The sequence below is a fragment of the Pedobacter kyungheensis genome (assembly GCF_000812965.1).
GTDB lineage: Bacteria > Bacteroidota > Bacteroidia > Sphingobacteriales > Sphingobacteriaceae > Pedobacter > Pedobacter kyungheensis.
Window position 1 is genome coordinate 1 of sequence record NZ_JSYN01000013.1, and the last position, 26153, is coordinate 26153.

Here is a 26153-nt window from a genome sequence, read left to right on the forward strand (position 1 = left end):
AATTGTAACTGTGATTTAGCCAATCCATACATATTGGAAAGTTCATGTACAGAGTGTTCTTCTTTGATTACCTTGTTGACTAAATCAAGTTTAAACTGATAGTCATATTTTTGTTTTCTACTCATAAAAAATGCCCCAAAAAGTGTCTAACTTTTTGGGGCATGTCCATTCTTCATAGAACGACAGCTTTTTTATAACTATCAGGCTCTAACCAGCTTATATTTAATCCAAAAATCGGCTGATTTAGCGGCAGATTCTCCGCCTTGCTGGGGTCTTTCACCACCGCCACCACCTCGCATACCACCTCCTGATCTTCCTCCACCCATACCACCACGGCCGCCGCCCATTCCGCCCATACCTTTTCCACCACCACCGCCGAAACCACCTGCTCTTCCGCCACCTTCTGGCTTACCTGCTCTATGCATGGCAGTTTTATTCGGCTGGTTAATTTTGATGTTGTACACCAGCGGTTTTTTCATATCTAAATTCACAGCCAGTTGCGCCAGCGGAATACGCAATTCGTAAATCAAATCTTTATTGGGGTGAATACTCATACCGGTTTCAATGCCACTCTGGTTATCGGCAGGTAAATCGCCATCAGCAATATTTTTAAAACCCGAAACACGAATACTTTTATTCATCGTTGATGGATCGTGCATCATCCCGTTATCCTCATCATGGTGCTGTGTTTGATGATCATTCGATCCATCAGCATCTCTGGGCATCGGCGGTCTTTCCATTAGCGGAAAGGTTAATTTAATCCCGTCTTTCTTCTTGCCTGCTGTATTAATATTTAGGGTAATGCCCCCGCTTAACACGCTAAAGGTAGTTTGCGGGTCTAAAGATTCGATAATAACATAAAGATTTTGATCATCGTTAGCCAGCGCAAAAGCCAGCCGTGTGGCATCGTTATACTGATTAAGCGGTTCGTTCCATTCGTTCGATATACCATCGGCTTTAAAAGGCTTTACCATGCGGATGTTCTCTTCTACATCTTGTGCGTATAATAAACTGCCTGAAATAAGTAATGGAATTAATAAGGATATTTTCTTCAGATTCATGGGGATTTGTTTTAAAATCAATACCCAAATCTAAATGCCTGAAATGTTAATTTTTGTTATTTAACAGGGTTTAACAATTTAGTCGGAAGTCGGGAGGGCATCTAAAAGGGGAAATGAACTGATGTCCAGTTTTCAGTTATCAATTTTCAGTTGGATTAGGCTATTAACTATCAACCATTGACTATAAATCAATTTTCAGTTATCAATTTTCAGTTAGATTAGGCTATGAACTATTGACCATTAGCTATAAACCAATTTACAGTTATCAATTTTCAGTTGGATTGGACTATTAACCATTGACTATAAACCAATAAACTAATGACCAGTATCCAGTTAACTGTAGGTAGTTCGCAGTTAACCAATTAACCGATTTAAACAATTAACCGACCAATAAAAGCTATAAACGCAAAAAAGGTCCTGATTTGCATCAGAACCTTTTTTATATTTTATTTCGTACTAATTATTCTGCAGATGCAGCTTCTTCAGTAGCTTCGTCTTTTTTAGCTGCTTTTTTTGCAGGTGCTTTTTTAGCAGGTGCTGCTTCAACTTCAGCTACAACTTCTTTCTTTGCAGCCGCTTTTTTAGCAGCTGGTTTAGCGATTGCTGCTTCGATCTCTGCATCAGTGATAGGAAGAATAGAAACGTATGATTTGTTATCTTGTTTCTTTTTGAAAACAACCGTACCATCAACTAAAGCGAATAAAGTATGGTCTTTACCAATACCCACGCCTTTATCAGGATGGTGTTTTGTACCACGTTGACGTACTAAAATGTTTCCTGCGATAGCTAACTGACCACCGAAAACTTTAATACCTAAACGCTTACTATGCGATTCACGTCCGTTTTTCGAACTACCGGCTCCTTTTTTGTGTGCCATGATTTTATATTTTGTAACCCGCTAAAAGCGGATTATTGGGTTAACAATTAATTATAACGTGATGTCAGAGATCTGAATCTTAGTGAAAAACTGGCGGTGACCGTTTTTCTTTTTGTAACCTTTTCTACGTTTTTTGTGGAAAACGATTACTTTATCACCTTTTAAATGAGATACGATCTTAGCTGAAACTTTAGCACCTTTAACTGCAGGAGCACCTACAGTAATTGCACCACCGTTATCAACCAACAATACATTATCAAATTCAATACTAGCGCCTTCATCTCCTTGCAATCTGTGTACAAAAAGGTGCTGGTCTTTAGCAACTTTAAATTGCTGCCCTGCTATATTTACTATTGCGTACATTGTTTAAATATTAGTTTTTTAATTTTTATTTAACGAGGTGCAAATATAGAACAATTTCAATTAACACACAAATAGATATCGAAAATATTTTTCGATAAAACATTCCGCCCATTATTACCTCCCCTTCCATATCCGTTTACCCACCCCGACTTTAGTTTTCACAAGGGCAAAGATAAACATTTTAGCATCGTCATGTATCCTGCACTTGCTTTGTTTATAAACCCGATAGCAATGGAAAGCCTCCGCTTTTTCAGCGGTGCTTGTAATGAATAGCGGGACTACAGGCCGCCAAATGCTTCCCCACACTCCTTTTCTGAATAAAAAACAGCCATCTGTTAAAAAATGTTAAACCGCAATCTTATTACGAAAATTTCGTAGATTTACGAAAATTAAATAGACAACTAAATCCCAATACCATGAAACGAATATTGACTACCTGTCTGGCTACGGCCATTTTATTTTCTGCAAAGGCCCAGGAAGCCGATAAAGCACTGGCCAGGGTGCGCTATACTTTTACACACGTGAGAGATACCACTCAAAGAGATCAACCTAAAGTAGAAAACATGCTGCTGGTAACCGGTAAAAATGCATCGGTTTATACGAGTTACGACAAACTGAACCAGGCACTTAAAATGCAACAGCAGCTACAGGAGCAGATTAAGAACCAAACCGGCAACGGCAACGTGAAAATTGAGCTGAAAAGCGAAATGAAAACACAACCTACCCAGGAAGATTATTTCTTTTTTGCCAGCGAGCATAAAATGATTACCAAAGAACGCCTGTTTAACAATTATCTGGTTGAAGAACCTGCCGCTACCATTGACTGGAAAATACTAAAAGATACCATGAGCTTTTCGGGGGTGGCTTGCCAGAAAGCAACAACGCGGTTTAAAGGCCGCAACTGGATTGCCTGGTTTGCTACAGAAATTCCGTTTCAAAGCGGTCCGTGGAAATTAAACGGCCTGCCCGGATTAATTATAGAAGCTTACGACGATAAAAAAGAAGTGAAATTTGAATTTGCAGGACTTGAAAATGTAAAAGAAGCAGCTGCCACTACCAATGCTGATGGCGATGTTAAAATTGCAGCTCCAAATGGCGGAGTGGGCTCGGTAAAAATTATGGGCATAGATGTAAACACGAGCTACCTGGGAGCCGAAATTAAACTACCAAGCGATGCGATAAAAACCACCCGGAAAGAGCTGGATAAACTTAAAGCTGCCCGCGATAAAGACCCGCAAGGTTTTATGCAGGCACAAATGGCCGCGAATGGTATGCAGGGCTCGTTCAGAATGAATCAGGCACCACGCCCCGCAGGTGTAGCTGCAGTTAAAGCCGAAGTAAATAACCCAATAGAAATTGAAGATAAAAAATGAGAAAGCTCGTTTTAACCTGCTGGCTGCTGCTGGCAGCTTTTTCAGTTTTTGCCCAAAAGCCCCTTAAAGGCCAGGTAAAAGATGCCAGTGGTAAAGGGGTCGAATCGGTTAATGTAACTTTAAAGGATGCCGAAGGTAACATCATTAATTTTACCCGTACAAACAAAAATGGCGTTTTTAGTATGGTGCTCAAAAACGACCAGATTGCAGGTTACAAAATTGAAGCTTCGAGCATTGGTTATAAAAAACTGATTACCACGGTAACTGATCTGGCTAAAAACTACGACCTGACTTTGCAGTCCAGCGAAACCACATTAGAAACAGTTAACGTTAAAAACAGGCCATCGTTAACAGCCCGTGGCGATACTTTAAATTACCGTACAGCTGATTTTGCTGATAAACAAGACAGAAGCATTGGCGATGTGCTAAAAAAAATGCCGGGTGTGGAAGTTGCCGAAGATGGTAAAATCAGCTACAATGGCAAATCGATTTCGAACCTCTATGTGGATGGCGACAATTTGTTAGATGACAAATACAATATTGGCACTAAAAGTATCCCGCATGGGGCAGTTGATAAGGTACAGGTAATCCAAAATGATCAGCCTGTTAAAATGATGCGCAAAAATAATATGAGCGATGATGTTGCCCTGAACCTGGTGATTAAAGATGAAGCCAAACTTAAAGTAATGGGCGATGCTACTGTGGGCGCAGGCATGCCCAATCGTTTTGACGAAAACCTGACAGCCATGCTGTTTAACAAAAAGCTAAAGTTTATTAACAACATTAAGGGCAATAACATTGGCAGCGACCCGGGTGGCGACCTTATTGCACACAATTTTTCTGATTATTTAAAGAAACTGGATAACGATAAACCTAACGGACTGCTCTCAACAGGTGCTGCCGGAGTGCCATCTTTACCGCAAAGCAGGTACCTTTTTAATAAAGCAGGATTGATTAACCTGAACAATTTGTACAAGTTTAATCAAGACCTGCAATTAAGGGCCAATATTTCCTATTTGTATGACGAGCGACGCCAGGAATACAATAAATTTTCGGAAACTTATCTTCCAGGTCAAACTATACGGTATGCCGAAACACAAAACAATGGTATTAATCCACAAAAGCTGAGGGCGCAGTTTAACTTAAACGGCAATGCCGAGCAATACTACCTGAATAATAATCTGGTAGTGGAGTATGCGCCTTTCAAAACTACTTCTGGTTTTGTAATTAACAACGTAGCGGCCAACCAGGTGCTTAAACAGGAAACCTTCGATTTGTCGAACGAATTTAATTACCGCAAAAAGTTAAAATCGGAGGATGTGATTAACCTCTACTCCTACTTAAACCGCACCACACAACCAGAAACACTAAATATTACCCCCGGTTTAAATGCCGACATCTTGAATAATGGGAACAGTTATCTGGGTTTAACGCAGTATATTAAACTCCCAACCTGGTACACCAACAACTATGTATCGTTCGCTTTCGTTAAAAACAATTTTGTGCAAACCTATAAAGCAGGTTTCAATGTGCAACAGCAACAGCTTAACTCGGAACTCTACCGCACACAAAACAACCAGCAAACAGAGCCAGTTACAGGCAGCACAGTAAATGATCTCGACTGGCTTAAAACCAAACTTTACACCGAAGCTACTTACGAATATACCAGCGATAAGTTAAAGGCCGGTTTGAGCTTGCCCTTAAGCTACAACCATATTAACTATAGTGATGCAACTAATCAACTGGATAACGACCTGAATAAACTATTTATCAACCCGGGGCTTAATATAAAATACCAAACCAGTACCGAAAATTACGTTACGGCAAATTATAATTTCAGAAACGATCTGGGCGGCATTAACGATGTTTACCGGGGTACCATCTTAAAGAATTATCGCTCGTTATTTTCGAACGATGCACCCATTGCCGAATCCAAATCGCATAATATTGGGGCAGGTTTTAATTTTAGAAAAGCCATGCAGATGTTGTTTGCGAACGTAACGGCTAATTACAGTGATACTGAGCTGAGCACCATTTCGGCCTACAACTTAAGCAACAACATTCAGCAGAAAATTGTACTGCCGCTAAACAACCACATCCGCAGTCTCTCTTTAGCCGCAAATGCAAGCAAATACCTGTTTAGCTTAAAAAGCACTGTAAATGCCGGCGTAAGTTTTGCGCAAAGCAAATACAGCCAGCTGCAGAACGATGCACTTTTACCGTTTAACACACAAACCGTGGCTTACAAAGTCGGCATTGAAGCGAAGCTCACCAACTTCATTAACTGGTCGTACGCGGCTAATTTTGCCATTACCGACAATAAAGCCATGGTAGCCGACGGAATAAAAACCAATTTTAAACAATTGAGGCAACAGTCTGCTTTAGCCATTACCACGGTTAGAAATCTGTATTTAAATTTATCTGCCGAGCACCTTTTAACCCGGCAATCTTCGCAACCTGATTTGAAGTACCTTTTTGCTGATGCGAATATGCGTTACAAATGGTTAAAAATGAAGACTGATATTGAATTTGGAATAACCAACCTTACCAATATTAAAAGCTTTGATGCCATTTACCTTTCGGCAAACTCCCTCACTACCGGCACTTATGCTATCCCGGGGCGTGTAGCGATGCTAAAGGCTACTTTTAATTTTTAATCAATCAATTGCATTAGTTGTCAACTTTCTGGTATTCTTGCTATTAAAGTTGACAACTTTAATTTGCCGAAGGCTTGGTATTAATCTGGATAAATTGTCCTTTCTGATCCATTTTCAAATCCATAATCATATTGGGATTCAACTTATCAAGTTCTGCTTTGCTCACCTTATTTCCATTCAGATAATAACTCGTACTGGTAACCGATGATTCTTTTGCTGCTGGTTTATCTTTTCCGCCTTCATTGTTTTCTTTCGTATTTACGGTTGATTTCATGATAAAAACGGCAGTTATTTTTTTCCCTTTGGTATCAGCAACATTCCCAAAGCCCGTGTTGGCCTGGTCAGCAAGCATCATTTGTTCAATTTTCTCGTTGGTTGGCACTGAATCGGTTAAAGTAAAATGTTTCACAAAAGTTCGCTTACTTAAACTTCCATCTGTTTTAAAATCGAATTTAACATTGCCTGTCATTTTTTTCAGTACTTCCGCCACGCGGTGCTGTACAGTATCGCCTGCCTGATCGTTAGACCTAAAAACAAAGGTAAATCTGGTAGCGGTGTCCTTTTTAACCAGCGGCAATCTAGTCTTTCTTTTTTTGTTGATTTTTGATTTTATTTTGGCTTCCGCAATAGTTTCAGCTTCCTTATGCGGGATCACATTTACCACCATTTTAGTTAAAGGGACAAAACTTTTTTGAACGGCTTTTTTATCGATAGTAAAAGCTAAGGTAATGCACAACAAAACAGGTAAAGCAAGCATGTAACGTGTTAAATTCACCTTCGATGAGCGCCTTGCATTCATCATTTTTATTCTTTTTTTCAGATCAGACAAACTGAAATTGTTCACAATAGCAACCGAAGCCTGTAAAGTACCCACATCGAGCAAACTGTACTGATAGGCCTTTTTATCGATCCCTTTCTTTAAAATGCGGGCATCGGTAATAAACTCTATATTTTCGCGTACGGCTTTTTTCATCAGCCAAACGCCCGGGTTAAACCAGTAAAAAACCACACAAATTTCGGCCAGGATAATATCAAGCGTATGCCATTGTTCTACATGCACTTTCTCGTGTGCCAAAATATTCGGCAAATCTTCCTGCTTATGCAGCCCCGGATTAATGTAAATGGTTTGCCAGAAACTAAAAGGACTTACCTCATCGGTTAAAATTCTTACCGGATACTGATTCAAACTATCGGGCGAAGAATTTTGGTGCATACGGTACAGGGAAATAAACTGCACCAGTAAACGCAGCGCCATCAGCACCACGCCCACATAAAAAAGCAGGGTAAGTACTTGCCACACTACCGAAACGGCATCTTGTTTTACCAGCTGGCTTACCTGCTGGTTCAGCCCGGGAACAAACGCAGGTATAGCTTTATGGTCAGCCAAAAACCCGGTAAGATTGATAAAAGGGTACGCAGAAGAAAAGATAATTCCAAATACAAGAAAAGCCCGGTTAAGCGAATAAAAGGTAAGCCTGCGCAAGACCAAGTAGTAGGTAGCCGAAAACAAAATCAGCACCAGGTTAATTTTCAATAAAATGAGAAAGAAATGTGGCATAGCCTTTACTTTTCGGGGTTCTCTATTAAATTTATAATCTCTTTAAGTTCTTCGGCACTGATCTTTTTATCCTTAGCAAAAAAAGCAACCAGCTCTTTGTACGAGCTTTGAAAATAATTATTAACAAAACCGCTCATGAAACGCTTTTTATACTCCACTTCCTTAACCTTTGCACTGTAGCGGTTGGCATTGGCAAAACGCTCGCTTACCAGATAACCTTTACGTTCCAGGTTCTTAATTGTTGAAGCCAGTGTAGTGTAAGGTGGTTTAGGCTCGGGCAGTACATCCATAAAATCTTTAATAAAGCCTTTCCCAACCTGCCAAACAGCCAGCATCGCTTCTTCTTCCTGCAATGTTAATTTTTCCATACTTACGAATATATCGTAAATATACGAAAACATCCTAAACAAAAAAGACCTTAATCTGCTTAGATTAAGGTCTTTTCCTTTTGATATTGAATCAATATTTTATTTTGCACTTCTTTTTTCAGCCTGCAGCAAAGTTTGATCGATCACTTTACGCATTTGTACCGCAGCATCAAGCAATTTGGGGTTGCCATCAAAATCGCCATAAATTATTACATGCTTTGTTTTTTCCTTGTATTTAAACAATAAATCATAACGCGGCACACGCATTGATTTTTCGCTTTTCTTTCCAATGGTATCCGGAAAGTTCCACAAACCAATTTCATTGGCTTTGCCGTGCATGTAAAGAATATCGTCGCTCTTTAAAAATATTTTTTTCTTAATTACCGAATCAGCGCCATTAAGGTACTGATATTCGCCCGTGGCAGAATTGTAGTGATTTTCTAAAGTATCTTTAATGCCCCATTTGTACTCCATAGATACAAAATCCTTTTTTCGGAAAGGCGCATTCTGGATAATCGGTTTATAATAGATATAACAATAAATGATCATCGGCACGATGATGGTAATGGCTAAGAATATTTTTTTTCCTCTGCTTGACACTTTTTATATTTAATTATTGAATGGACGAATTACTGAATTATTTAGTGAAAGGGCCATCATTTTTTTGAATGATTGCATCTTTTTGACTCAAAGCAATCAATCTAAGCTTCCTGAACATCTTTAAGTTCACCTTCCCACTTACTTACCACTGCGGTTGCGATACTGTTACCCACCACGTTGGTTGCCGAACGGCCCATATCCAAAAGCGGATCAATACCGATTAGCAGTGCCAAACCTGCTTCAGGAATATTGAAACTGGCAATGGTGCCGGCAATCACCACCAACGATGCCCTTGGTACACCGGCAATACCTTTACTGGTTAACATCAGGATTAACAGCATCGAAATTTGTTGCTCAAAACCTAAATGAATGCCATAAGCTTGCGCAATAAACAAAGAGGCAAAGGTCATGTACATCATCGATCCATCCAGGTTAAACGAGTAACCCAATGGCAGCACAAAACTTACAATTTTATCTTTACAGCCAAACCGCTCTAACAATAACATGGTTTTAGGATAAGCCGCTTCGCTACTTGCCGTACTAAAAGCCAGTACTGCCGGCTCTTTCATATCGTTTACCAGGCGGAAAATACGTTTTTTCAGCACCAGGAAGCCCAGGAAGATTAGTAATCCCCACAGAATGGCCAAACCAAAATAAAACTCGCCAATAAAAATGGCATAGGTATTTAAAACACTTAAACCCTGCTTGGCAATAATGGCGGTCATGGCGCCAAAAACAGCAAGCGGAGCAAAATTCATCACATAACCAGTCATTTTTAAAATTACGTGTGCAATGGCATCAAAAGCTTTGATTACGATCTGCCCCATATCGCCAATGGCTGCCGTAGCTACACCAAAAAACAAGGAGAATACCACAATTTGCAAAATTTCGTTGGTAGCCATCGATTCGGCAATACTTTTTGGGAATACGTGTGCTATGAAATCTTTAACACTCATGGCCGCCTTTTGGATACCAGTATCAACCAGATGATCGGGCAGCGATAATTTCATGTGCTTACCTGGCTCAAACAAATTCACCAGAATCATTCCTAACACGAGCGACATGAGTGACATGGTTAAAAACCAGCCCAGTGTTTTACCACCAATACGCCCTACAGCTTTAATATCGCCTACTTTGGCTACCCCGACAACAAGGGTAGTAAATACCAGTGGTGCAACGATCATTTTAATCAAACGCAGAAAAATATCGCTCAAAAGGGTAAAAAACTCCAGTTTTTTCTCTCTTATTCCCTCATTTTCCTTTTTGATTTTGGCTGCAGCTTTTTTATCTGCTTTAAGTTGGGTATAAATTGCGGTAGTAGTATCGGTGGTTTTGGCAATGCTTACCTCTATACTCTTAACCTTTGCATCGGCATTCAGGATATTCTGGTTGTAAACATTGATGGAGTTTACGTTTAAAATATAGCCCAGTGCAATACCTGCAATCAGCGCTATGAAAATAAAAAGCGTGAGTTTGTTTTTCTTCATGAATAAAAAAGTTTGTGGCACTCTTAATTCGGTAAAACTACGATATTTACCGCTTGTAACAAATTTTGATATCGGGAGGTGTTAAAAAAATAGATCAATGTCGTTGAGTTAAGTCCGTATAAGCAAGCAGAAATAATTTAACCACAGATAAAAAGGATACACACAGATGTAAAAATCTTTGTTTATCTGTGTACATCCCCTCCTGACCGGCTGGGCGGGTGTGGTTATAACTTTTAACTCAATCCCATTAAAAAATATATTATTTTCGTATTCTCGTGTAACAAAAAAAGTGCACCATCATCTAAAACGCAACTATAATTCCCTAAATGGAACAAAAAGACAAGTTATTTAAGCAGATCTTCGATTCGAATTCCAAAAAAATATTCCATTTATGTTATGGTTATACCGGCGATACCGACGCTGCAAATGATCTTTTACAGGAAACTTTTTTAAAGGTCTGGCAGAATCTGGATAAATTCCGCAACAAATCTTTGATTTCTACGTGGATTTATCGCATCGCAGTAAACACCTGTTTAACTTACCTGAGATCGGAAAAGAGACAGGCTAAAGACGAATTAACGGATAACATCATTGAAAATAAAGTAGAAGAATTTTCGGAGAAAAACGAACAGGTAGCCCTGCTTTATAAATGCATTTCTAAACTTGAAGAGAATGACCGTTTAATTATAACCATGGTACTTGATGAGCTTCCATACCACGAAATTGCCGATATATCGGGCATAAGCGAAGGCAATTTGAGGGTAAAAATTCACCGTATTAAACAAAAATTAACAGAATTATATAGCCAGTATGCAAGCGTTTGATCAAATACAGGAATTGTGGCAAAAGCACGAGGTTGAAGTTAAGGTTTCTGCCGATGAAATGCTGCAACAAGCTAAAAAAGAGGTAAATGGTTTGAAGCTGAAATCGGCCTTAAACATTGGGGGTATGCTGCTGTCTTTCATCGCCATTGCCGCCTTATGGATATTTTTCCATTTCGAATCGTGGACCACACACGTAGGCATTAGCATTACCATTATTGCCATTGGTGTGTATACTTTAATCCTTTACCGTGATTACCGCCTGATTGCGAAAAACGATTTCACTGCCCATCCAAACGAGTTTTTAAACAACTTAAAAACCTACCAGTTAAACCGTTACAAATTGTACAACTCGCTTTACTGGTTTTACGTAATTGCACTTTCTTTGGGTCTGATATTTTATTTCGTAGAAATACTGGCACATTTTAACACCGCCCAAAAAGTAATTGCCGTAGGTTTAACCGCACTATGGATGATTTTCTGCTCGACTATTTTACGTAAAGCTGTAATGAAAAGAGAAAAAGAGCGGATTGCCTTGCTGATTGAAAAATTTGAGCGCATTAGCGGTCAGATTTCTACGCCTGAGTAATTTTAGGCACGGTTTTTTCGTTGTAAAATTCAACACACAAAATCCTGATGATTTGACCAGCCCCTAAGGCGACAAATAATGGGGTTACGACACCGTTGAAAAAATGACAACACTGAAAAAACTGATTATACCGATATTCGCGCTGCTGATCCTCCCCTTTTCTTTTGCCTTTAAGCAAGATTTTACGCAGCCCGTACAACTGAACTGGGAAACGTATTTTAAAGGCAAAGCCGATGAGCGTTCGCCATTTTATGCCTTAACAGCCATGACCTGGGAGTATAGCTACAACAGTACAGTGTATCGCAATCGGGTGGTGATTAATCTCAAAAATGAGGTACGGATAGATAAAACCCGCTCCTGGGTAAAATGGGATAAAATTAAAGATCCCGAAATCAGGGCGAGTTTACTGCACCACGAACAGGGCCACGTAAATATCCAGTATATTTTACTTTCTGAGGCAGAAAGGGTGCTGAAAAACCGCAATTATTCGGTTAACAATTATAAAGCGCAAATATCGGAACTGGCTAACCAGATTAGCGAGTATTTTGATACCATGCAGCGTAATTACGACGAAGAAACCGAGCATGGTAGCAATCACAAAATGCAGGCCCGCTGGGATCGTATTATCGAGGATAAAATGGAGGAATCGAGAACGGCTACACTGGCCTCACAAAAATAATTTCGGGATAAATATAATGGCACCAACGGCTACTGCTAAAAATGCAGCTACTAAAACTGCAGCTGCAGCAAGGTCTTTTACTATTTTAATTTTAGGATGAATGGCAGGCGAAACTACATCAGCCAGTTTCTCGATCGCAGCATTTAAAATTTCGGCGACAATAACCGCGGAGATAACGCCTAAAATAGCAATCCATTCTAAAGCAGAAAGTTTAAGGTAAAAAGAAAGACCAATAGCGATAATTGCCGCAAAAAGATGAACCCTTCCGTTATGATCGTTAATAAAAAACAATTTTATGCCATGAAAAGCATATTTAAAACTTTTAATGCGATCTGTAATTGAGAATTTCTGATTGTCCATTGTTTTAAATTTATACTAATAGCAATAAAGATAGTCGTTATCTCGACTGAAGCGCAGCGGAATGCCTACCCGTACAGGCGTGGAGAGATCTAAATCAAAAGGACTTTCCTCGAGATAGATTTCTCGAATTTCTTTCACTTCGCTTGAAATGACGGCTACTGGAATAGGTTTACATCGTACCTCGCAATGACAAGGGATCTACTTTTACCTAACCAAATCGTCATTCCCGCGAAAGCGGGAATCTTAATAGGCTAACACGCTAAAATTATTAAGATTCCCAGTCGAGCTGGGAATGACGAATATCTATAATAAATCTGTTACTTCTTGGCTTTGGTATCTTCCTCTGCAGTCTTTACTTCATTGGCAGAAAAACTATTACCACTTAACCTGTACTGCAAAGTTTTGGTAACCGTTTTAGTACTGTCAGCCGTATCTTTTACCGGAAACGAGCGAAAAAGATCGCCATTTTTGATAAAAAACTTATCGTTACCGGTATAACCTTTTTTTTGCTTATCGTTTAAAGCAGGAAAACTGATTTTATTAAAATCGCCACCTGCATATTCAAAAACATTCAGGTCGGAAACATTTTTCTTGCTCAGCAACTGAATGTATAATTCCGGATTTCCGTCGTTATCCAAATCCATGTTCCAGGCATCGGTTATGATTCCTTTGCGATCAACAGCTGCTGAACGGTAATTATTACGGATAGAATCGGACATTAAAATCTGGTAACCACCAATAGAATCAACCCCTTTACCCCAGCTTATGATTTCGAAGTTTAATCCGGGTTTTACTTCAATATCTTTATAAAAAGGAAAAGGATTTTTACTGGCTTTAACCGGTGCAACGGCAACTTCTTTAGGTTTATCTTCAGTGCATGCCAAACAAAACAGCATCCCTGTTATGCACAAGAGATGCTGTAATGTATATTTCTGTAGTTTCATTTTAATTCGGGACATTTTTGGTTGTTCCAAATTAATGATTTTAGCCTATCAAAGCAATTATTTTTTATTTCTTGGCATCTGCTTTAACATCAGGTGCACCATTATTTAAAACCGTTTCGGTAGTTACACTTCTTCTGCCACTTGGCGCAATTACAATGGTTTTTAATACTCTTTTCTCGCCTTGCGGAACAGTAATTTTTACCGGACCAGTGTACAAGAAAGCATTTTCTGAAGGACGGGATAAATCAATTGAATAATAGATTTTGCCACCCTTAACCGGCACTTTCAGATCAATAGTAAATTCACCACCAGTTAAAGGCTTATCGCTCTGACCAATTGGTGTTGGTACCCAAAAGTTAACTCCCATTTTATCTAAGCGTGCTAAATGCACAGGTAAACGCTCTTCGCTAAAGTTTTTCAAATCTTTACGTTCAACCGGCGACCAGGCAATTTCTGATAAAGCCAGGATGCGCGGGTAAGCGTGGTTTTCTGCTTTTTCAGGGGTTTTAATGTACTCAGTCCACATGTTAGCCTGTACACCTTTAATATACTTCCGCTGATCGGCAGTTAATACTTTTGGAATCGGATCGTAAGCGTATATTTTCTGATATGGGGCGAAACCACCAATGGTAACCGGCTCATCAGGAGAATTAGATTGTTTGTGATCGATATACAAGCCCATCGAACCAGGAGTCATAATTACATCGTGATTTTGTTGCGCCGCAGCAATACCACCATCTTCGCCTCTCCAGCTCATTACGGTAGCGTTTGGTGCTAAACCACCTTCTAAAATCTCATCCCATCCAATAATAGAACGGCCTTTGCTATTTACATGTTTCTCAATCGTCTGGATGAAATAACTTTGCAGTTCGTGTTCATCTTTTAAGCCTTTTTCTTTCATTAAAGCCTGGCAAAACGGCGATTCTTTCCAATAGGTTTTAGGCGCTTCATCTCCTCCGATATGGATATATTTTGAAGGGAAAATAGCAATAACTTCGTCCAGAATGTTGTTCAACATGGTAAAGGTATTGGCCGAAGGCACAAAAATATCGTCAAAAACGCCCCAGGTTTGTTGTACCTGTTTGCCTTTCCGGCTACCTGCCCATGGGGTTTTATCGCTGATAAAGGTATCGCGGTCTGGGAAACAGCTTAACTCCGGATAGGCTGCGATGGCTGCTGAAGCGTGACCGGGCAATTCGATTTCAGGAATTACGGTAATGTATTTTGAAGCGGCATAACGAACCACTTCTTTAGCTTCTTCCTGTGTGTAGAAACCTTTTACCGGTGTAAGGTAATTGCCGTTTCCGGGATAGTTTCCTATAATAGAGCCATTACGTAAAGAACCTACTTCGGTAAGCTTCGGATATTTTTTAATTTCCATTCTCCATCCCTGATCATCAGTTAAATGCCAGTGAAAGGTGTTGATTTTGTAATAGGCTAACTGATCGATATACTTTTTGATAAACGAAACCGGGAAAAAGTGACGGCAAACATCCAGCATGGCTCCACGGTAAGAGAAACGCGGATAATCTTTAATCGATACCAGCGGTAAAGTAATTTTATCACCAGTTTTGTCCGGCATCATTTGCATCAGTGATTCAACAGCATAAAATAAGCCAGCGCCTTTACCTACTACAGTGATTTGTTTAGCTGAGATATTAATGTTGTACCCCTCATTAGGCAACTTATCGGCACCTACTGAAGTTAATACAATGGCTTTTTGACCTGCTGGAGCTGTTTTCACTTCTCTTAAAGCAAAGCCCCCTTTGCTTACGATAAATGCATTTAAAAGATCGCCCATCTTTTGGCCGTCGGCATCGTTATGCACCAGTACAGCTGTTTTGTCTAAAATAAAGGTTCCGGCATTTTTGGTAATAGATACCGGGGCTGGGATAATACCTAAATTAGCATCGCTCTGGGCAAACGCACTTGTGCCCATTAAGACGCCAATAAAAACCGATAATGTTTTGTTCATTTGTGTTTTAGTTTAAGGTTAAATTTTTGTTTTAGCATGACCAAGATAAAGATTGTGGCAAGATTCTTAATCCCACATTCTTGTTACAATCGAGATCAAACGTTTGATTTTATTGCGCTGGGCATATAAATTTTAAGGGTAAAAAGATCTGTCGGATGCTTTATGAAACATTAGCCCATAAAAAAAGAGAAACCACTGCTGATTTCTCTTTTAAAATAAGATTTAAGCTGCTTAAGCCTCTACCGGATGCTCCTTTGCAGCCAGGTATCTTTCGGCATCTAGTGCAGCCATACAGCCAGAACCTGCAGCAGTTACTGCTTGTCTGTAGTACATATCCTGCACATCGCCACAAGCAAAAACACCTTCGATATTGGTTAAAGTAGAGCCCGGTTTAGTAGTTAAATAACCGGTTTCATCCATATCCAACTGTCCTTTAAAAATATCGGTATTAGGTTTATGTCCAATAGCTACAAAGAAACCTTCAACAGCGATATCAGATTCTACACCTGTTTTGTTATTGATTACTTTTACTGCTGTTACATTTTTACCGTTACCCAAAATTTCCTGCGTTTCGGTATTGTAGTGCACTACAATATTAGGAGTTGCTAATACACGGCTAACCATGGCTTTAGAAGCTCTGAACTCGTCGCGGCGAACCAATAAATGTACTGTTTTACAAAGTTTGGCTAAGTAAGTAGCTTCTTCGGCAGCGGTATCGCCAGCACCTACAATAGCCACATCCTGACCTTTAAAGAAGAAACCATCGCACACGGCACAGGCAGAAACACCAAAGCCATTGTATTGTTGCTCACTTGGCAAGCCCAACCATTTTGCGGTGGCACCGGTTGCAATAATTACGGTGTCGGCAGTAATGGTTTTAATTTCATCAACCACTACTTTATGTGGTGCTGAAGAAAAATCTACTGAACTTACATAACCGAAACGGATGTCAGTTCCGAAACGCTCGGCCTGCTTACGGAAATCTTCCATCATTTCCGGTCCCATAATTCCCTGAGGGTAGCCAGGGAAGTTTTCTACATCAGTAGTTTGCGTTAACTGACCGCCGGCTTGCATACCTGTATACATAACTGGTTTTAAATCGGCTCTGGCCGCATAAATTGCAGCAGTGTAACCAGCAGGACCAGAACCTATAATTAAACACTGAACGTGTTCGTTTTCTTGTGACATTATATGATGTATTTGAAATTCATTAATTGTAGCGCAAATCTAGTGCTTTAAATAATTGTTAACAAGCGCACATTGTCAACATAATTTACTTATTAACAGTGGGGCTGAGTGATGTGCGAAAAGCGGCTGGCGTTTGGCATTAAACTCAGGTGCTATTAATTAAAGTGGTTTCAGCTATTTCTAGCTGAAACTAATTGAGTAATCTTTAAGACATTATTCCCTGAAGGAACCTCATTTTTTTTAATCACTTGCTTCTTCTCCTTTGAGATACTTTTGCTTTTTAGATCCAATGTTTGTTTTCTCATTTCCTCTATAGATTTTTTGCTTTTATTTAAATTAGCCTCTTGTGCCAATTTATCCATTTCCAAGAAAGATATTTTGTAATTCATACTTGATTTTCAATACTGTGTACTAAAAACAAATTATTAACTGTCAGGTGGTAACACCTGACAGCACTGAAAACACCTGACAGCACCTAAGTCTGAATTACCCCAACATTAAACTTTTTGGTTAGCGGCGATTGGTTAGCGGCTTCAATTCCCATCGAAATGACCTTTCTGGTTTCGAGCGGATCGATAATCCCATCAACCCAAAGCCTAGATGCCGCATAATACGGTGTAGTTTGACTATCATACTTATCGGTAATCTCTTTCAGCAATTCCGCTTCTTTTTCAGGGGTAATTACCTCGCCTTTGGCTTTTAAAGAGGCTTCCTGAATTTGCAGTAAGGTTTTAGCGGCCTGTGAGCCACCCATAACCGCAATTTTTGCAGTAGGCCAGGCATAAATTAATCTTGGATCATAAGCTTTGCCACACATGGCATAATTACCGGCCCCATAAGAGTTCCCCAAAACAATGGTAAACTTCGGCACTACCGAATTGGCAACTGCATTAACCATCTTGGCGCCATCTTTAATAATGCCACCATGTTCAGACCGGCTTCCTACCATAAAACCGGTAACATCCTGCAGAAAAACCAAAGGGATTTTTTTCTGATTGCAATTCATGATGAAACGGCTTGCCTTATCGGCACTATCAGAATAAATAACCCCACCAAACTGCATCTCCCCTTTTTTCGATTTAACTACTTTACGCTGATTGGCCACAATGCCAACCGCCCAGCCATCAATGCGGCCTAAACCACAAACAATGCTTTGTCCGTAGCCTTTTTTATATTCTTCAAATTCAGAACCATCAACCAGGCGGTTAATAATATCCATCATTTCATAAGGTTTATCTCTGTTTTCGGGCAAAATACCGTACAATTCTTCTTCTTTTTCTTTGGGTTTTGCTGGTGCAATACGATTAAAACCTGCATTTTCAGGTGTTCCCAACATACTCATGATATTGCGGATCGAATCCAGGCAAGCCTCATCATTAGGATGTTTATAATCGGTAACACCCGAAATTTCGCAATGTGTGGTTGCGCCGCCCAGGGTTTCGTTATCTACATCTTCGCCTATAGCCGATTTAACCAAATAAGAACCTGCTAAAAATACCGAGCCTGTTTTATCTACAATCATGGCTTCATCGCTCATGATGGGCAGATAGGCACCTCCTGCTACACAAGCCCCCATAATGGCTGAGATCTGTACAATCCCCTCTCCCGACATGATCGCATTGTTACGGAACATCCTGCCGAAATGTTCTTTATCGGGAAAAATCTCATCCTGCATGGGCAGATAAACGCCTGCGCTATCAACCAGGTAAATTACCGGTAAGCGATTTTCCATGGCAATTTCCTGTGCACGAAGGTTCTTTTTAGCCGTCATCGGAAACCAGGCACCTGCTTTTACGGTGGCATCATTAGCCACAATCATACATTGGCGGCCACTTACATAACCAATACCACAAACCACACCTGCTGCCGGGCAACCGCCTTGCTCTTTATACATTCCATCGGCTGTAAAAGCACCTACTTCTAAAAACTCGGAGTCTTTATCAATCAGGTAAGCAATACGCTCGCGGGCCAGTAACTTGCCTTTTTCTTTTTGTTTGGCTGCATTTTTTTCGCCACCGCCCTGGTATATTTTTTTGAGTCTGGTTTTCAGTTCGTACACCAACTGCTTGTTTACATCCTCATTTTTATTGAATTCGATATTCATGGAGGCAATTTAAATTTAATTTTATAAAAACAGTATTGACCAAATTGGTTTCTGGTATACGGCATATTTTTTACCACAGAGAAAACGGGAGAAAACACAAAGCATATCGAGACTGTGATTAAATTATCCGTTTAAAATGATATTTTTGGTTAAACGCCAAAAATGGAACTAACCATCAATATCCCAGCATTACTTTTTCCGGCCATCAGTTTAATCATGCTGGCCTATACCAATCGGTTTCTGGCTTTGGCCAGTCTGGTAAGGAGTTTAAAATCCAAATATGAGGACGGTGATAAAAACAAGGCACTGCACGGACAGATCGAAAATCTGCGTTACCGCTTAAAACTGATCAAAAACATGCAGGCTTTTGGCGTAATCAGCTTTGCCTGCTGTCTTTTTTGTATGTTTTTTATTTATCTGAAATGGAATACTTCGGCAGAAATACTTTTTGCCTTAAGCCTTATCTTTTTCATGATTTCGTTAATCATTTCATTAATCGAAATACAGATCAGCACCAGGGCGCTTGAGTTGGAACTGAGTAGCCTGGAAACGCATGACGATCCTTCATTTGTGGGTAGAATTAAGCAAAAATTTGAAAAAGACTAGTTCTGATAAACCACACCGTTAATCACTACCTTTTTCCAGTTTCCGGGAAAGCCTTTGCCTTTTATGTATTTTACCGGATGGGGATGCCCTTTTAAGTTGGGATGATAAACCGCATCGAAAGAAAAAGTCATCTCCGTATCGCTTTTTTGAATAACGGTAACTTCATTATCGTTGTAGTCTTTGTCTCCTGTTGTGAAAAATTTATCGCCAACACTGGCATTAAAATCAGCTCTCAAAAAGATTTTCAATGGCGCATCGGGATAACTCTCAATTAGCCGATTCTTTTCATCAATCCTTAAATAAGATATTGAGATTGCATCACCTCCAATTAAAGAATAAAACTGAAAATAAGGTTTGTTATTGATCATCACTTTATCCTTAATTTCAGTATAACTCCCGTCATTCAGGTACCACAGGTTACCCACTTGCATAGGCAAGAATGAATCGGATGGCGCTTGTTCAGTAGCCTTTTTCTTACAGGCACCGATAAAGAGTAAAGCAATCAGGGCTAAGATCAGGCTTGCGCTTAAGTAAGTTTTTTTCATGAGAAGAGTTTATTTTCCTACTCAAACGCAAGCTAGTATTAAAACGCTACAGCAGCTAAATATTTAACTTTCAAAGTGGTACAAGAAAACAACCTCACCATTAAATGCAGGCTTTTTCTGTCCTTCAATTTCCATTTCGATACCCATATTTACCTTGGTTACGCCACGTAGGTTGATAATTGAAGCCAGTTTAGCTTTTAGCCTTACTTTACTGTTTACGGTAACTGCCTGCGCAAACCTTAAATTTTCAATACCGTAGTTAATTTCCATTTTCAGGTTACGGATTTCGACAATCTGTTTCCATAAAAAAGGGATTAAAGAAAGGGTCAGGTAACCATGGGCAATAGTAGCTTTAAACGGTCCTTCGTTTTGAGCACGCTCTTCATCAACGTGTATCCACTGATGATCTAAAGTAGCATCGGCAAATTTGTTAATCTGCTCTTGTGTAATGGTGTGCCATGAAGAAACGCCCAATTCCTTATCCAGGTATTGCTCAAATTCTGCGTGTGATGTAATAATTTGCATTGTTATAGTTTTAGTTCCTTTTAATAAGGTATTTCGTAATGTTTTATTTCTTAGTTGATGGTTATTAGTTGATGGCTAATAGTTGATAGTTAATGGCTCAATCGTTAATCCTGCTATCAACCATGAACTATTGACTATGAACCACAAATCCCCCTCTATATCTGGGCAAATGGCTTATGGTTGATAGTTAATGACCAATTCGTAAATTCTACTATAAACAATGAACTATTGACTATGAACCACAGACCATTAACCACCTGTTAGCTCAAATTCCTATCCCTGAACCAAACTTCGTCGGGTATGGCAGAGAAATGATCCATCTTATCGATTAAACTTCCGGCATCGGCTTCATTAAAAACGAGATCGCGGTTGGCAGGTTTTAAAAATTTGTGCTGCACCATCATTTCCATTTGGGCAAATAACGGATCGTAAAACCCATTAACATTTAAAACGCCTATTGGTTTATTGTGCAAACCTAACTGTAGCCAGGTAAGCACTTCAAAAAACTCTTCAAGGGTGCCGAAACCGCCAGGCAAAATCACAAATCCATCGCTTAAATCGGCCATTTTTTGTTTCCGCTGGTGCATATTTTCAGTTACTATCATTTCGGTTACACCGGTATGCCCCACCTCTTTATCCATTAAAAACTGCGGAATTACGCCAATAACCTCGCCACCTGCGTCGAGTACATCGTTAGCCAACACACCCATTATTCCTACACTTCCTCCTCCGTAAACCAACTTGATTTCCTGTTTCACAAGTGTTTCGGCCAATTGTTTTATCGCATTGCGCACTTGTAAATCGCCATTAAAATTGGAACCACAATACACGCAAACCGCTTTAAGCTTATTCATTTAGTTTAAATTTTACCGAAGTTAAGTTTTTCTATACGCGCTGTAAAGTTTAGTTCTTCACAAAATCCTTTTAGGAGAAGCTTTACAGCCATTAAAACAATGATATATAAAAAGCTGCGCTTTGCAAAATATTATGCAGCATTATATAGATATAAAACAAAAAAGCGCCGGATAAACCGACGCCTTTAACCAAATATAAGAGAGAAAAGATTTAATTTGAGAATGCATACCGTAAGGTTGCACCGTAAGTTCTCGGATCGCCAAGTACCCCTGCGTACAAGCCAGAGTTACCTGCAGCAGCCTGTAATTGCTCAAAGTAATTTCTGTTACCAATGTTTCTGCTCCAAACAAATACCGAAAACTTATCCGATTTAAAGCCTAAACGCGCATTAAACAATCCATATCCTTTAACCACTAACACGTTTGATGGTGTTGGGTTTGAAGAATAGTCTGAACGGTAGCTGGCATCGGCAGCAATAAAGAACCTACCTGCTTTAGTAGCTAAAGTTCCCGGAAGGCTAAATTCTGATCCACCAGAGATATTCCATTTTGAGATACCTGGTAACCTGCCACCCGATGCATCTTTAAAGGCTACCTGCGTTGCAGTACCGTTAATAATTTCGGTATGACCGGTTTCCTCTAAAGGCAGTGGTGCATTAGTAAATTTCACATATTTACCATCTAAATAAGCTACAGCGGCATTAAGTGTTAAAAATCTTTCCAGCTGATAGGTACCATCAATTTCCAGTCCTTTTACATTAACTTTTTCTGCATTGGCCAGGTAGCCCCTGTTTACCCCTAACTGTGGCGATTGCACATTGGTTTGGTAATCTTTAATATCGGTATCAAAAGCAGTAACATTTAATAATCCACCTCTAACCGGGCGGGTTTTTAAACCCAATTCGTAATGCTGAACATATTCAGGTTTAACTACGGCAACTGATAAATCTGCGGCACCAGTTGAAGTAGTTGGTAAACCGCCTACGTTAACGCCCACTGGTTTGTATGCGGTAGAAAAAGTACCATAAACATTCAGGTTGGCATTAGGACGATAAGAAACGGTTAAGTTACCCGATAAATTATTGTTATCTACATTGGTAGTAAACTGCTGGTTGCTATAAACGGCAGCCTTTAGCGCTAATAAAGCAGCATCGGTAGTTTGTAAACCGCCATAAGTTACCCTATCATAGTCTACATCTTTCTTATCGTAAGTATACCTTAGTCCAGGTAATACGTGAAAATGCGTTAAAAACTCCCAGTCAACCTGCGCAAAAACTGCAGCACTTAAGGATTTGATGGTCGAATTGGTTTTAATACCGTAACCATCCAACAAGCCTGGGGTCGAATATAAAGCCTGACTACCGGTATTACTGGTTTGAACAAAACGCCATTGATCTTTACCAACTTCTTCAGTTTGCGCCAGGCCTTTTAAGTTTTGGGCCAATGCAAATACACCAACTACACCACTTAATTTATCGGTAATGTTACCGGCATATCTTACCTCCTGCGAATACTGATCGTGACGCGAGTTACCCTGCGACTTGGTTAAGGCCGCTAATTCAGAGAAGTCGCGATCGTTGGTTGGATCCCAGTTCCAGAATCTCCACGCAGTGGTAGAGGTTAGGGTTCCGTTACCAATTTTATAATCAACGTTTAAAGATATACCACCAATTGACTGATTGTGTCTCCATGGTGTGTTGGTATTGATTTCTCTCGAAAAAGGATCAATTTTAGGTTGCTGATAACCTAAATCGGAAACAATTTTAGCATATTGACGGTAAGCGCTTCTTTCGGTAGTGGCCACACCTGCAATTACCAATGGATAACCGGCAGGATGTTGAACACTTACATCGCCACTTAATAAGATCTTTAACCTGTCTGAAGGTGTGTAGTATAACTGACTTTTAAAACCCAGGTTGTTTTGTCCGCTGTATTTTCGTTCCTCTCTGGTATTCCAGATGGTACCATCGCGTTGTGTACCTGAAATAGAGATTTTTGCCGCCAGATTTTTAGCTAAACCACCCGAAACAGAGGTTTTAGCTTGCAGGAAATTATAGTTACCCACGCTGAGTTCTACTTTAGCACTGGGTGTTTGTGTAGGTTTGGTAGTAGTAATGTTAAATGCACCTGCTGTAGTATTTTTACCAAATAAAGTACCCTGCGGACCGCGGATTACCTCTATCTGCTCGATATCCAGAAAATCGGTTGAAGTAGCAGCCGGACGGGCGTGATAAACCCCATCTACATAAAAACCTACCCCCGGGTCGATACCATCGTTGGTTAAACCAAATGTTGAGCCCAATCCGCGGATATTCAAAGTAGTATTTCTGGCGTTTGAAGCATATAACTGAACTGAAGGCACCAGCTCTTTTAAACGGTTAACATTAAAAGCACCCGAATTTTCGGCAGCCTGCCCACCAATAACCGTAATCGGGATTGGCACATCCTGCAGCACTTCCGAGCGTCTTCTTGAGGTTACTACAATTTCGTCTAACAGGTCACTTTCAACCAGTACCAGTTCAATTGGTGTATCCTGTAATTTTATAATTTGAAAATCCTGAGGTTTATAGCCTACTGAGCTCACCTGGATGTAAAAAGGAAGTTCTTGTTTGGCATTGATGCTGAAAGCACCATTTTCGTCGGCAACAACAGCTGTGTTTGTGCCTCTGATCTTTACTGTTGCATGTGGTATTTTGGCACCATTAGCTCCTTTTATAATCCCGGTTACCGGGCTCTGAGCAAAAATGGCTCCCGTTATAAGTAGTAAGAAAAAGATTATTGGAAAGCTTTTTTTCATGATTGGTTATTCGTATTTATTTTAATTATTGTTGACTAGTTATGCGTTCGATGGTATTTGACTGGTATTGAAAAATAGCTGCAACAGCAATATGAACGTGGTTTTTGTTTGGTTTTCATTTTAATTTATATTAAATCTATAGATTTAGTCGACAAATATATTAAAAAAATACAGCTGCCAAATTTTATTTTGTAATTTTTATTTTTTTAACCCTTGCAGGTTTCAAAAATCTGCGGGGGTAGCGCACAAAAAAACGGGGCGATCATTACTGACGCCCCGTTTAATTTCTCTATTTAACTTAGCTTACCTGGTATAGTTAGGTGCTTCTTTAGTAATGGTAATATCGTGTGGGTGGCTTTCGCGCATACCCGCAGCGGTAATTTGTACAAATTGTGCTTCCTGCAATGCTTCGATATTGGCCGCTCCACAATAGCCCATACTTGCACGCAAACCACCAATGTACTGGTACATTACTTCTGCTAAAGTACCTTTAAATGGTACACGACCAACAATACCCTCTGGAACGAGTTTCTTAATATCGTCTTCCACATCCTGGAAATAACGGTCTTTAGATCCCTGCTCCATCGCTTCGATTGATCCCATTCCGCGGTACGATTTAAATTTACGTCCTTCGTAGATAATGGTTTCGCCCGGTGATTCTTCTACGCCAGCAAATAACGAACCTGCCATTACCGTACTTGCACCCGATGCAATTGCTTTGGCAATATCGCCTGTGTGTTTAATCCCACCATCGGCAATAACCGGTACCCCAGTACCTTTTAAAGCTTTGGCACACTCATAAACTGCATATAATTGCGGTACACCTACACCAGCAATAATCCTGGTGGTACAAATAGAACCCGGACCAATACCTACTTTAACAGCATCTGCTCCTGCTTCTGCAAGGAATTTGGCAGCTGCACCTGTAGCAATGTTACCAACAATAACCTGCAAATCAGGGTATTTGGCTTTAACCTCTTTTAATTTATCTACTACACCTTTGGTATGGCCATGGGCAGTATCGATGGTAATAACATCAACACCTGCATGTACCAGCGCATCAACACGTTGTAAAGTATCGGCAGTTACACCAACTGCAGCACCAACGCGTAAACGTCCGCGCTCATCTTTACAAGCTACAGGGTAATTTTTAACTTTCGAAATATCTTTAAAGGTAATTAAGCCGCTTAAATAGCCATCTTTGCTTACTACAGGCAATTTTTCGATTTTATGGTTCTGTAGAATTTCTTCTGCCTGAACCAAGGTAGTGCCTTCTGGTGCAGTAATCAGGTTTTCTTTAGTCATTACTTCAGAAACCGGTCTTTTCATATCTTTTTGAAAACGCAGATCCCTGTTGGTAATAATCCCTACCAATTTATTATCGCTGCTTACAACCGGAATGCCACCAATTTTATGTTCTTTCATAATTTTGAAAGCATCGGCAACAACTGCTGATTCCAATAAAGTAACCGGATCCTGGATCATACCACTTTCAGAACGCTTTACTTTGCGTACTTCGCTGGCTTGTCTTTCAATGGTCATGTTTTTATGTAACATGCCTATTCCTCCGTTTTGCGCAATGGCAATGGCAAGCTCGGCTTCTGTTACCGTATCCATTGCAGCAGAAATCAACGGAACATTGAGTTTAATTTTTTTCGTTAAAAAAGTGGATGTATTTACTTCACGTGGCAGAATTTCGGAATATGCGGGTACTAAAAGTACATCGTCATACGTCAAACCTGTGGCAATAAATTTTGTGGAATCGAGTTGCATAGCAAATAAATTAGGATTTATTATTTGCCAGGCAAAGATAAGGAAAAAC

At 39.8% G+C, this 26153-nt stretch carries 24 protein-coding genes; 6 read left to right on the plus strand and 18 right to left on the minus strand.

Annotation, left to right across the window (positions count from 1 at the left end; all coding sequences use genetic code 11):
- Nucleotides 1–200 precede the first annotated feature (200 nt).
- From OC25_RS28230 to rplU, 3 genes are all read right to left on the minus strand, one after another.
- Nucleotides 201–1061, minus strand: a complete 861-nt coding sequence (locus OC25_RS28230; RefSeq protein ID WP_039476068.1) for a hypothetical protein — start codon at nucleotides 1059–1061, stop codon at nucleotides 201–203.
- Nucleotides 1062–1521: 460 nt separating this feature from the next.
- Nucleotides 1522–1938: a 50S ribosomal protein L27 gene (rpmA, locus tag OC25_RS27335; protein ID WP_082018584.1), complete on the minus strand. Its 417-nt coding sequence runs from the start codon at nucleotides 1936–1938 to the stop codon at nucleotides 1522–1524.
- 51 nt (nucleotides 1939–1989) lie between these two features.
- Complete coding sequence (gene rplU / locus OC25_RS11600; protein ID WP_039476071.1) at nucleotides 1990–2301, minus strand: 50S ribosomal protein L21; 312 nt, start codon at nucleotides 2299–2301, stop codon at nucleotides 1990–1992.
- A 416-nt stretch (nucleotides 2302–2717) separates the two neighbouring features.
- Between rplU and OC25_RS26900 the strand changes: the two genes are divergently transcribed.
- The gene (locus OC25_RS26900) at nucleotides 2718–3674 is read left to right on the plus strand and encodes a GLPGLI family protein (RefSeq protein WP_052266159.1); all 957 of its coding nucleotides are present in this window, start codon (nucleotides 2718–2720) and stop codon (nucleotides 3672–3674) included.
- On the plus strand, nucleotides 3671–6331 hold the full coding sequence (locus OC25_RS11610) for a TonB-dependent receptor (RefSeq protein WP_039476075.1): 2661 nt from the start codon (nucleotides 3671–3673) through the stop codon (nucleotides 6329–6331). The genes OC25_RS26900 and OC25_RS11610 overlap by 4 nt, the downstream gene beginning before the upstream one ends.
- Nucleotides 6332–6389: 58 nt before the next feature.
- Here the strand turns inward: OC25_RS11610 and OC25_RS11615 are convergent, their stop codons facing one another.
- The 4 genes from OC25_RS11615 to OC25_RS11630 form a co-directional block, all read right to left on the minus strand.
- Entirely contained in the window at nucleotides 6390–7889 is a 1500-nt protein-coding gene (locus tag OC25_RS11615; protein WP_039476078.1) for a M56 family metallopeptidase, read from the minus strand.
- Nucleotides 7890–7894: 5 nt separating this feature from the next.
- Nucleotides 7895–8257 (minus strand): BlaI/MecI/CopY family transcriptional regulator, encoded by a 363-nt coding sequence (locus OC25_RS11620; RefSeq protein ID WP_039476366.1) that lies wholly within the window; start codon nucleotides 8255–8257, stop codon nucleotides 7895–7897.
- Nucleotides 8258–8356: 99 nt separating this feature from the next.
- Nucleotides 8357–8857, minus strand: a complete 501-nt coding sequence (locus OC25_RS11625) for a hypothetical protein (RefSeq protein ID WP_052266160.1) — start codon at nucleotides 8855–8857, stop codon at nucleotides 8357–8359.
- A gap of 101 nt (nucleotides 8858–8958) precedes the next feature.
- On the minus strand, nucleotides 8959–10344 hold the full coding sequence (locus OC25_RS11630) for a dicarboxylate/amino acid:cation symporter (protein WP_039476080.1): 1386 nt from the start codon (nucleotides 10342–10344) through the stop codon (nucleotides 8959–8961).
- Nucleotides 10345–10670: 326 nt separating this feature from the next.
- On the opposite strand from OC25_RS11630, the gene OC25_RS11635 reads away from it, so the two are divergent.
- The 3 genes from OC25_RS11635 to OC25_RS11645 all read left to right on the plus strand — a co-directional run bounded on the left by OC25_RS11635 (nucleotide 10671) and on the right by OC25_RS11645 (nucleotide 12433).
- The gene (locus tag OC25_RS11635; RefSeq protein ID WP_039476083.1) at nucleotides 10671–11168 is read left to right on the plus strand and encodes an RNA polymerase sigma factor; all 498 of its coding nucleotides are present in this window, start codon (nucleotides 10671–10673) and stop codon (nucleotides 11166–11168) included.
- Nucleotides 11155–11754, plus strand: a complete 600-nt coding sequence (locus OC25_RS11640; RefSeq protein ID WP_039476086.1) for a hypothetical protein — start codon at nucleotides 11155–11157, stop codon at nucleotides 11752–11754. The genes OC25_RS11635 and OC25_RS11640 overlap by 14 nt, the downstream gene beginning before the upstream one ends.
- Before the next feature lie 103 nt (nucleotides 11755–11857).
- The gene (locus OC25_RS11645) at nucleotides 11858–12433 is read left to right on the plus strand and encodes a DUF922 domain-containing protein (RefSeq protein WP_039476087.1); all 576 of its coding nucleotides are present in this window, start codon (nucleotides 11858–11860) and stop codon (nucleotides 12431–12433) included.
- Here OC25_RS11645 and OC25_RS11650 read toward each other — a convergent pair.
- The 6 genes from OC25_RS11650 to OC25_RS11675 all read right to left on the minus strand — a co-directional run bounded on the left by OC25_RS11650 (nucleotide 12422) and on the right by OC25_RS11675 (nucleotide 19004).
- Nucleotides 12422–12793, minus strand: a complete 372-nt coding sequence (locus tag OC25_RS11650; RefSeq protein WP_039476089.1) for a diacylglycerol kinase family protein — start codon at nucleotides 12791–12793, stop codon at nucleotides 12422–12424. The genes OC25_RS11645 and OC25_RS11650 overlap by 12 nt on opposite strands.
- Nucleotides 12794–13110: 317 nt before the next feature.
- Nucleotides 13111–13737 (minus strand): hypothetical protein, encoded by a 627-nt coding sequence (locus OC25_RS11655; protein ID WP_039476091.1) that lies wholly within the window; start codon nucleotides 13735–13737, stop codon nucleotides 13111–13113.
- A gap of 64 nt (nucleotides 13738–13801) precedes the next feature.
- Nucleotides 13802–15712 (minus strand): beta-N-acetylhexosaminidase, encoded by a 1911-nt coding sequence (locus OC25_RS11660; protein WP_039476093.1) that lies wholly within the window; start codon nucleotides 15710–15712, stop codon nucleotides 13802–13804.
- A 231-nt stretch (nucleotides 15713–15943) separates the two neighbouring features.
- Nucleotides 15944–16900, minus strand: a complete 957-nt coding sequence (gene trxB / locus OC25_RS11665) for a thioredoxin-disulfide reductase (protein WP_039476095.1) — start codon at nucleotides 16898–16900, stop codon at nucleotides 15944–15946.
- A 170-nt stretch (nucleotides 16901–17070) separates the two neighbouring features.
- Nucleotides 17071–17289, minus strand: coding sequence for a hypothetical protein (locus OC25_RS11670; protein WP_039476098.1), 219 nt, complete (start codon nucleotides 17287–17289; stop codon nucleotides 17071–17073).
- Between the two features lie 86 nt (nucleotides 17290–17375).
- Complete coding sequence (locus OC25_RS11675; RefSeq protein ID WP_039476100.1) at nucleotides 17376–19004, minus strand: acyl-CoA carboxylase subunit beta; 1629 nt, start codon at nucleotides 19002–19004, stop codon at nucleotides 17376–17378.
- 162 nt (nucleotides 19005–19166) lie between these two features.
- On the opposite strand from OC25_RS11675, the gene OC25_RS11680 reads away from it, so the two are divergent.
- The gene (locus OC25_RS11680) at nucleotides 19167–19610 is read left to right on the plus strand and encodes a DUF2721 domain-containing protein (RefSeq protein ID WP_039476103.1); all 444 of its coding nucleotides are present in this window, start codon (nucleotides 19167–19169) and stop codon (nucleotides 19608–19610) included.
- Here OC25_RS11680 and OC25_RS11685 read toward each other — a convergent pair.
- The 5 genes from OC25_RS11685 to guaB all read right to left on the minus strand — a co-directional run bounded on the left by OC25_RS11685 (nucleotide 19607) and on the right by guaB (nucleotide 26104).
- Nucleotides 19607–20155, minus strand: coding sequence for a hypothetical protein (locus OC25_RS11685; RefSeq protein WP_039476105.1), 549 nt, complete (start codon nucleotides 20153–20155; stop codon nucleotides 19607–19609). The two genes, OC25_RS11680 and OC25_RS11685, sit on opposite strands and share 4 nt — an antisense overlap.
- Nucleotides 20156–20218: 63 nt before the next feature.
- Nucleotides 20219–20680, minus strand: coding sequence for a MaoC family dehydratase (locus tag OC25_RS11690; protein ID WP_039476107.1), 462 nt, complete (start codon nucleotides 20678–20680; stop codon nucleotides 20219–20221).
- A 260-nt stretch (nucleotides 20681–20940) separates the two neighbouring features.
- Nucleotides 20941–21534 carry an LOG family protein gene (locus OC25_RS11695; protein ID WP_039476109.1) on the minus strand — a complete coding sequence of 198 codons (594 nt, stop codon included), beginning with the start codon at nucleotides 21532–21534 and terminating at the stop codon, nucleotides 20941–20943.
- 211 nt (nucleotides 21535–21745) lie between these two features.
- The gene (locus OC25_RS11700; protein ID WP_039476111.1) at nucleotides 21746–24331 is read right to left on the minus strand and encodes a TonB-dependent receptor; all 2586 of its coding nucleotides are present in this window, start codon (nucleotides 24329–24331) and stop codon (nucleotides 21746–21748) included.
- Between the two features lie 303 nt (nucleotides 24332–24634).
- The gene (gene guaB / locus OC25_RS11705) at nucleotides 24635–26104 is read right to left on the minus strand and encodes an IMP dehydrogenase (protein ID WP_039476114.1); all 1470 of its coding nucleotides are present in this window, start codon (nucleotides 26102–26104) and stop codon (nucleotides 24635–24637) included.
- Nucleotides 26105–26153 lie beyond the last annotated feature (49 nt).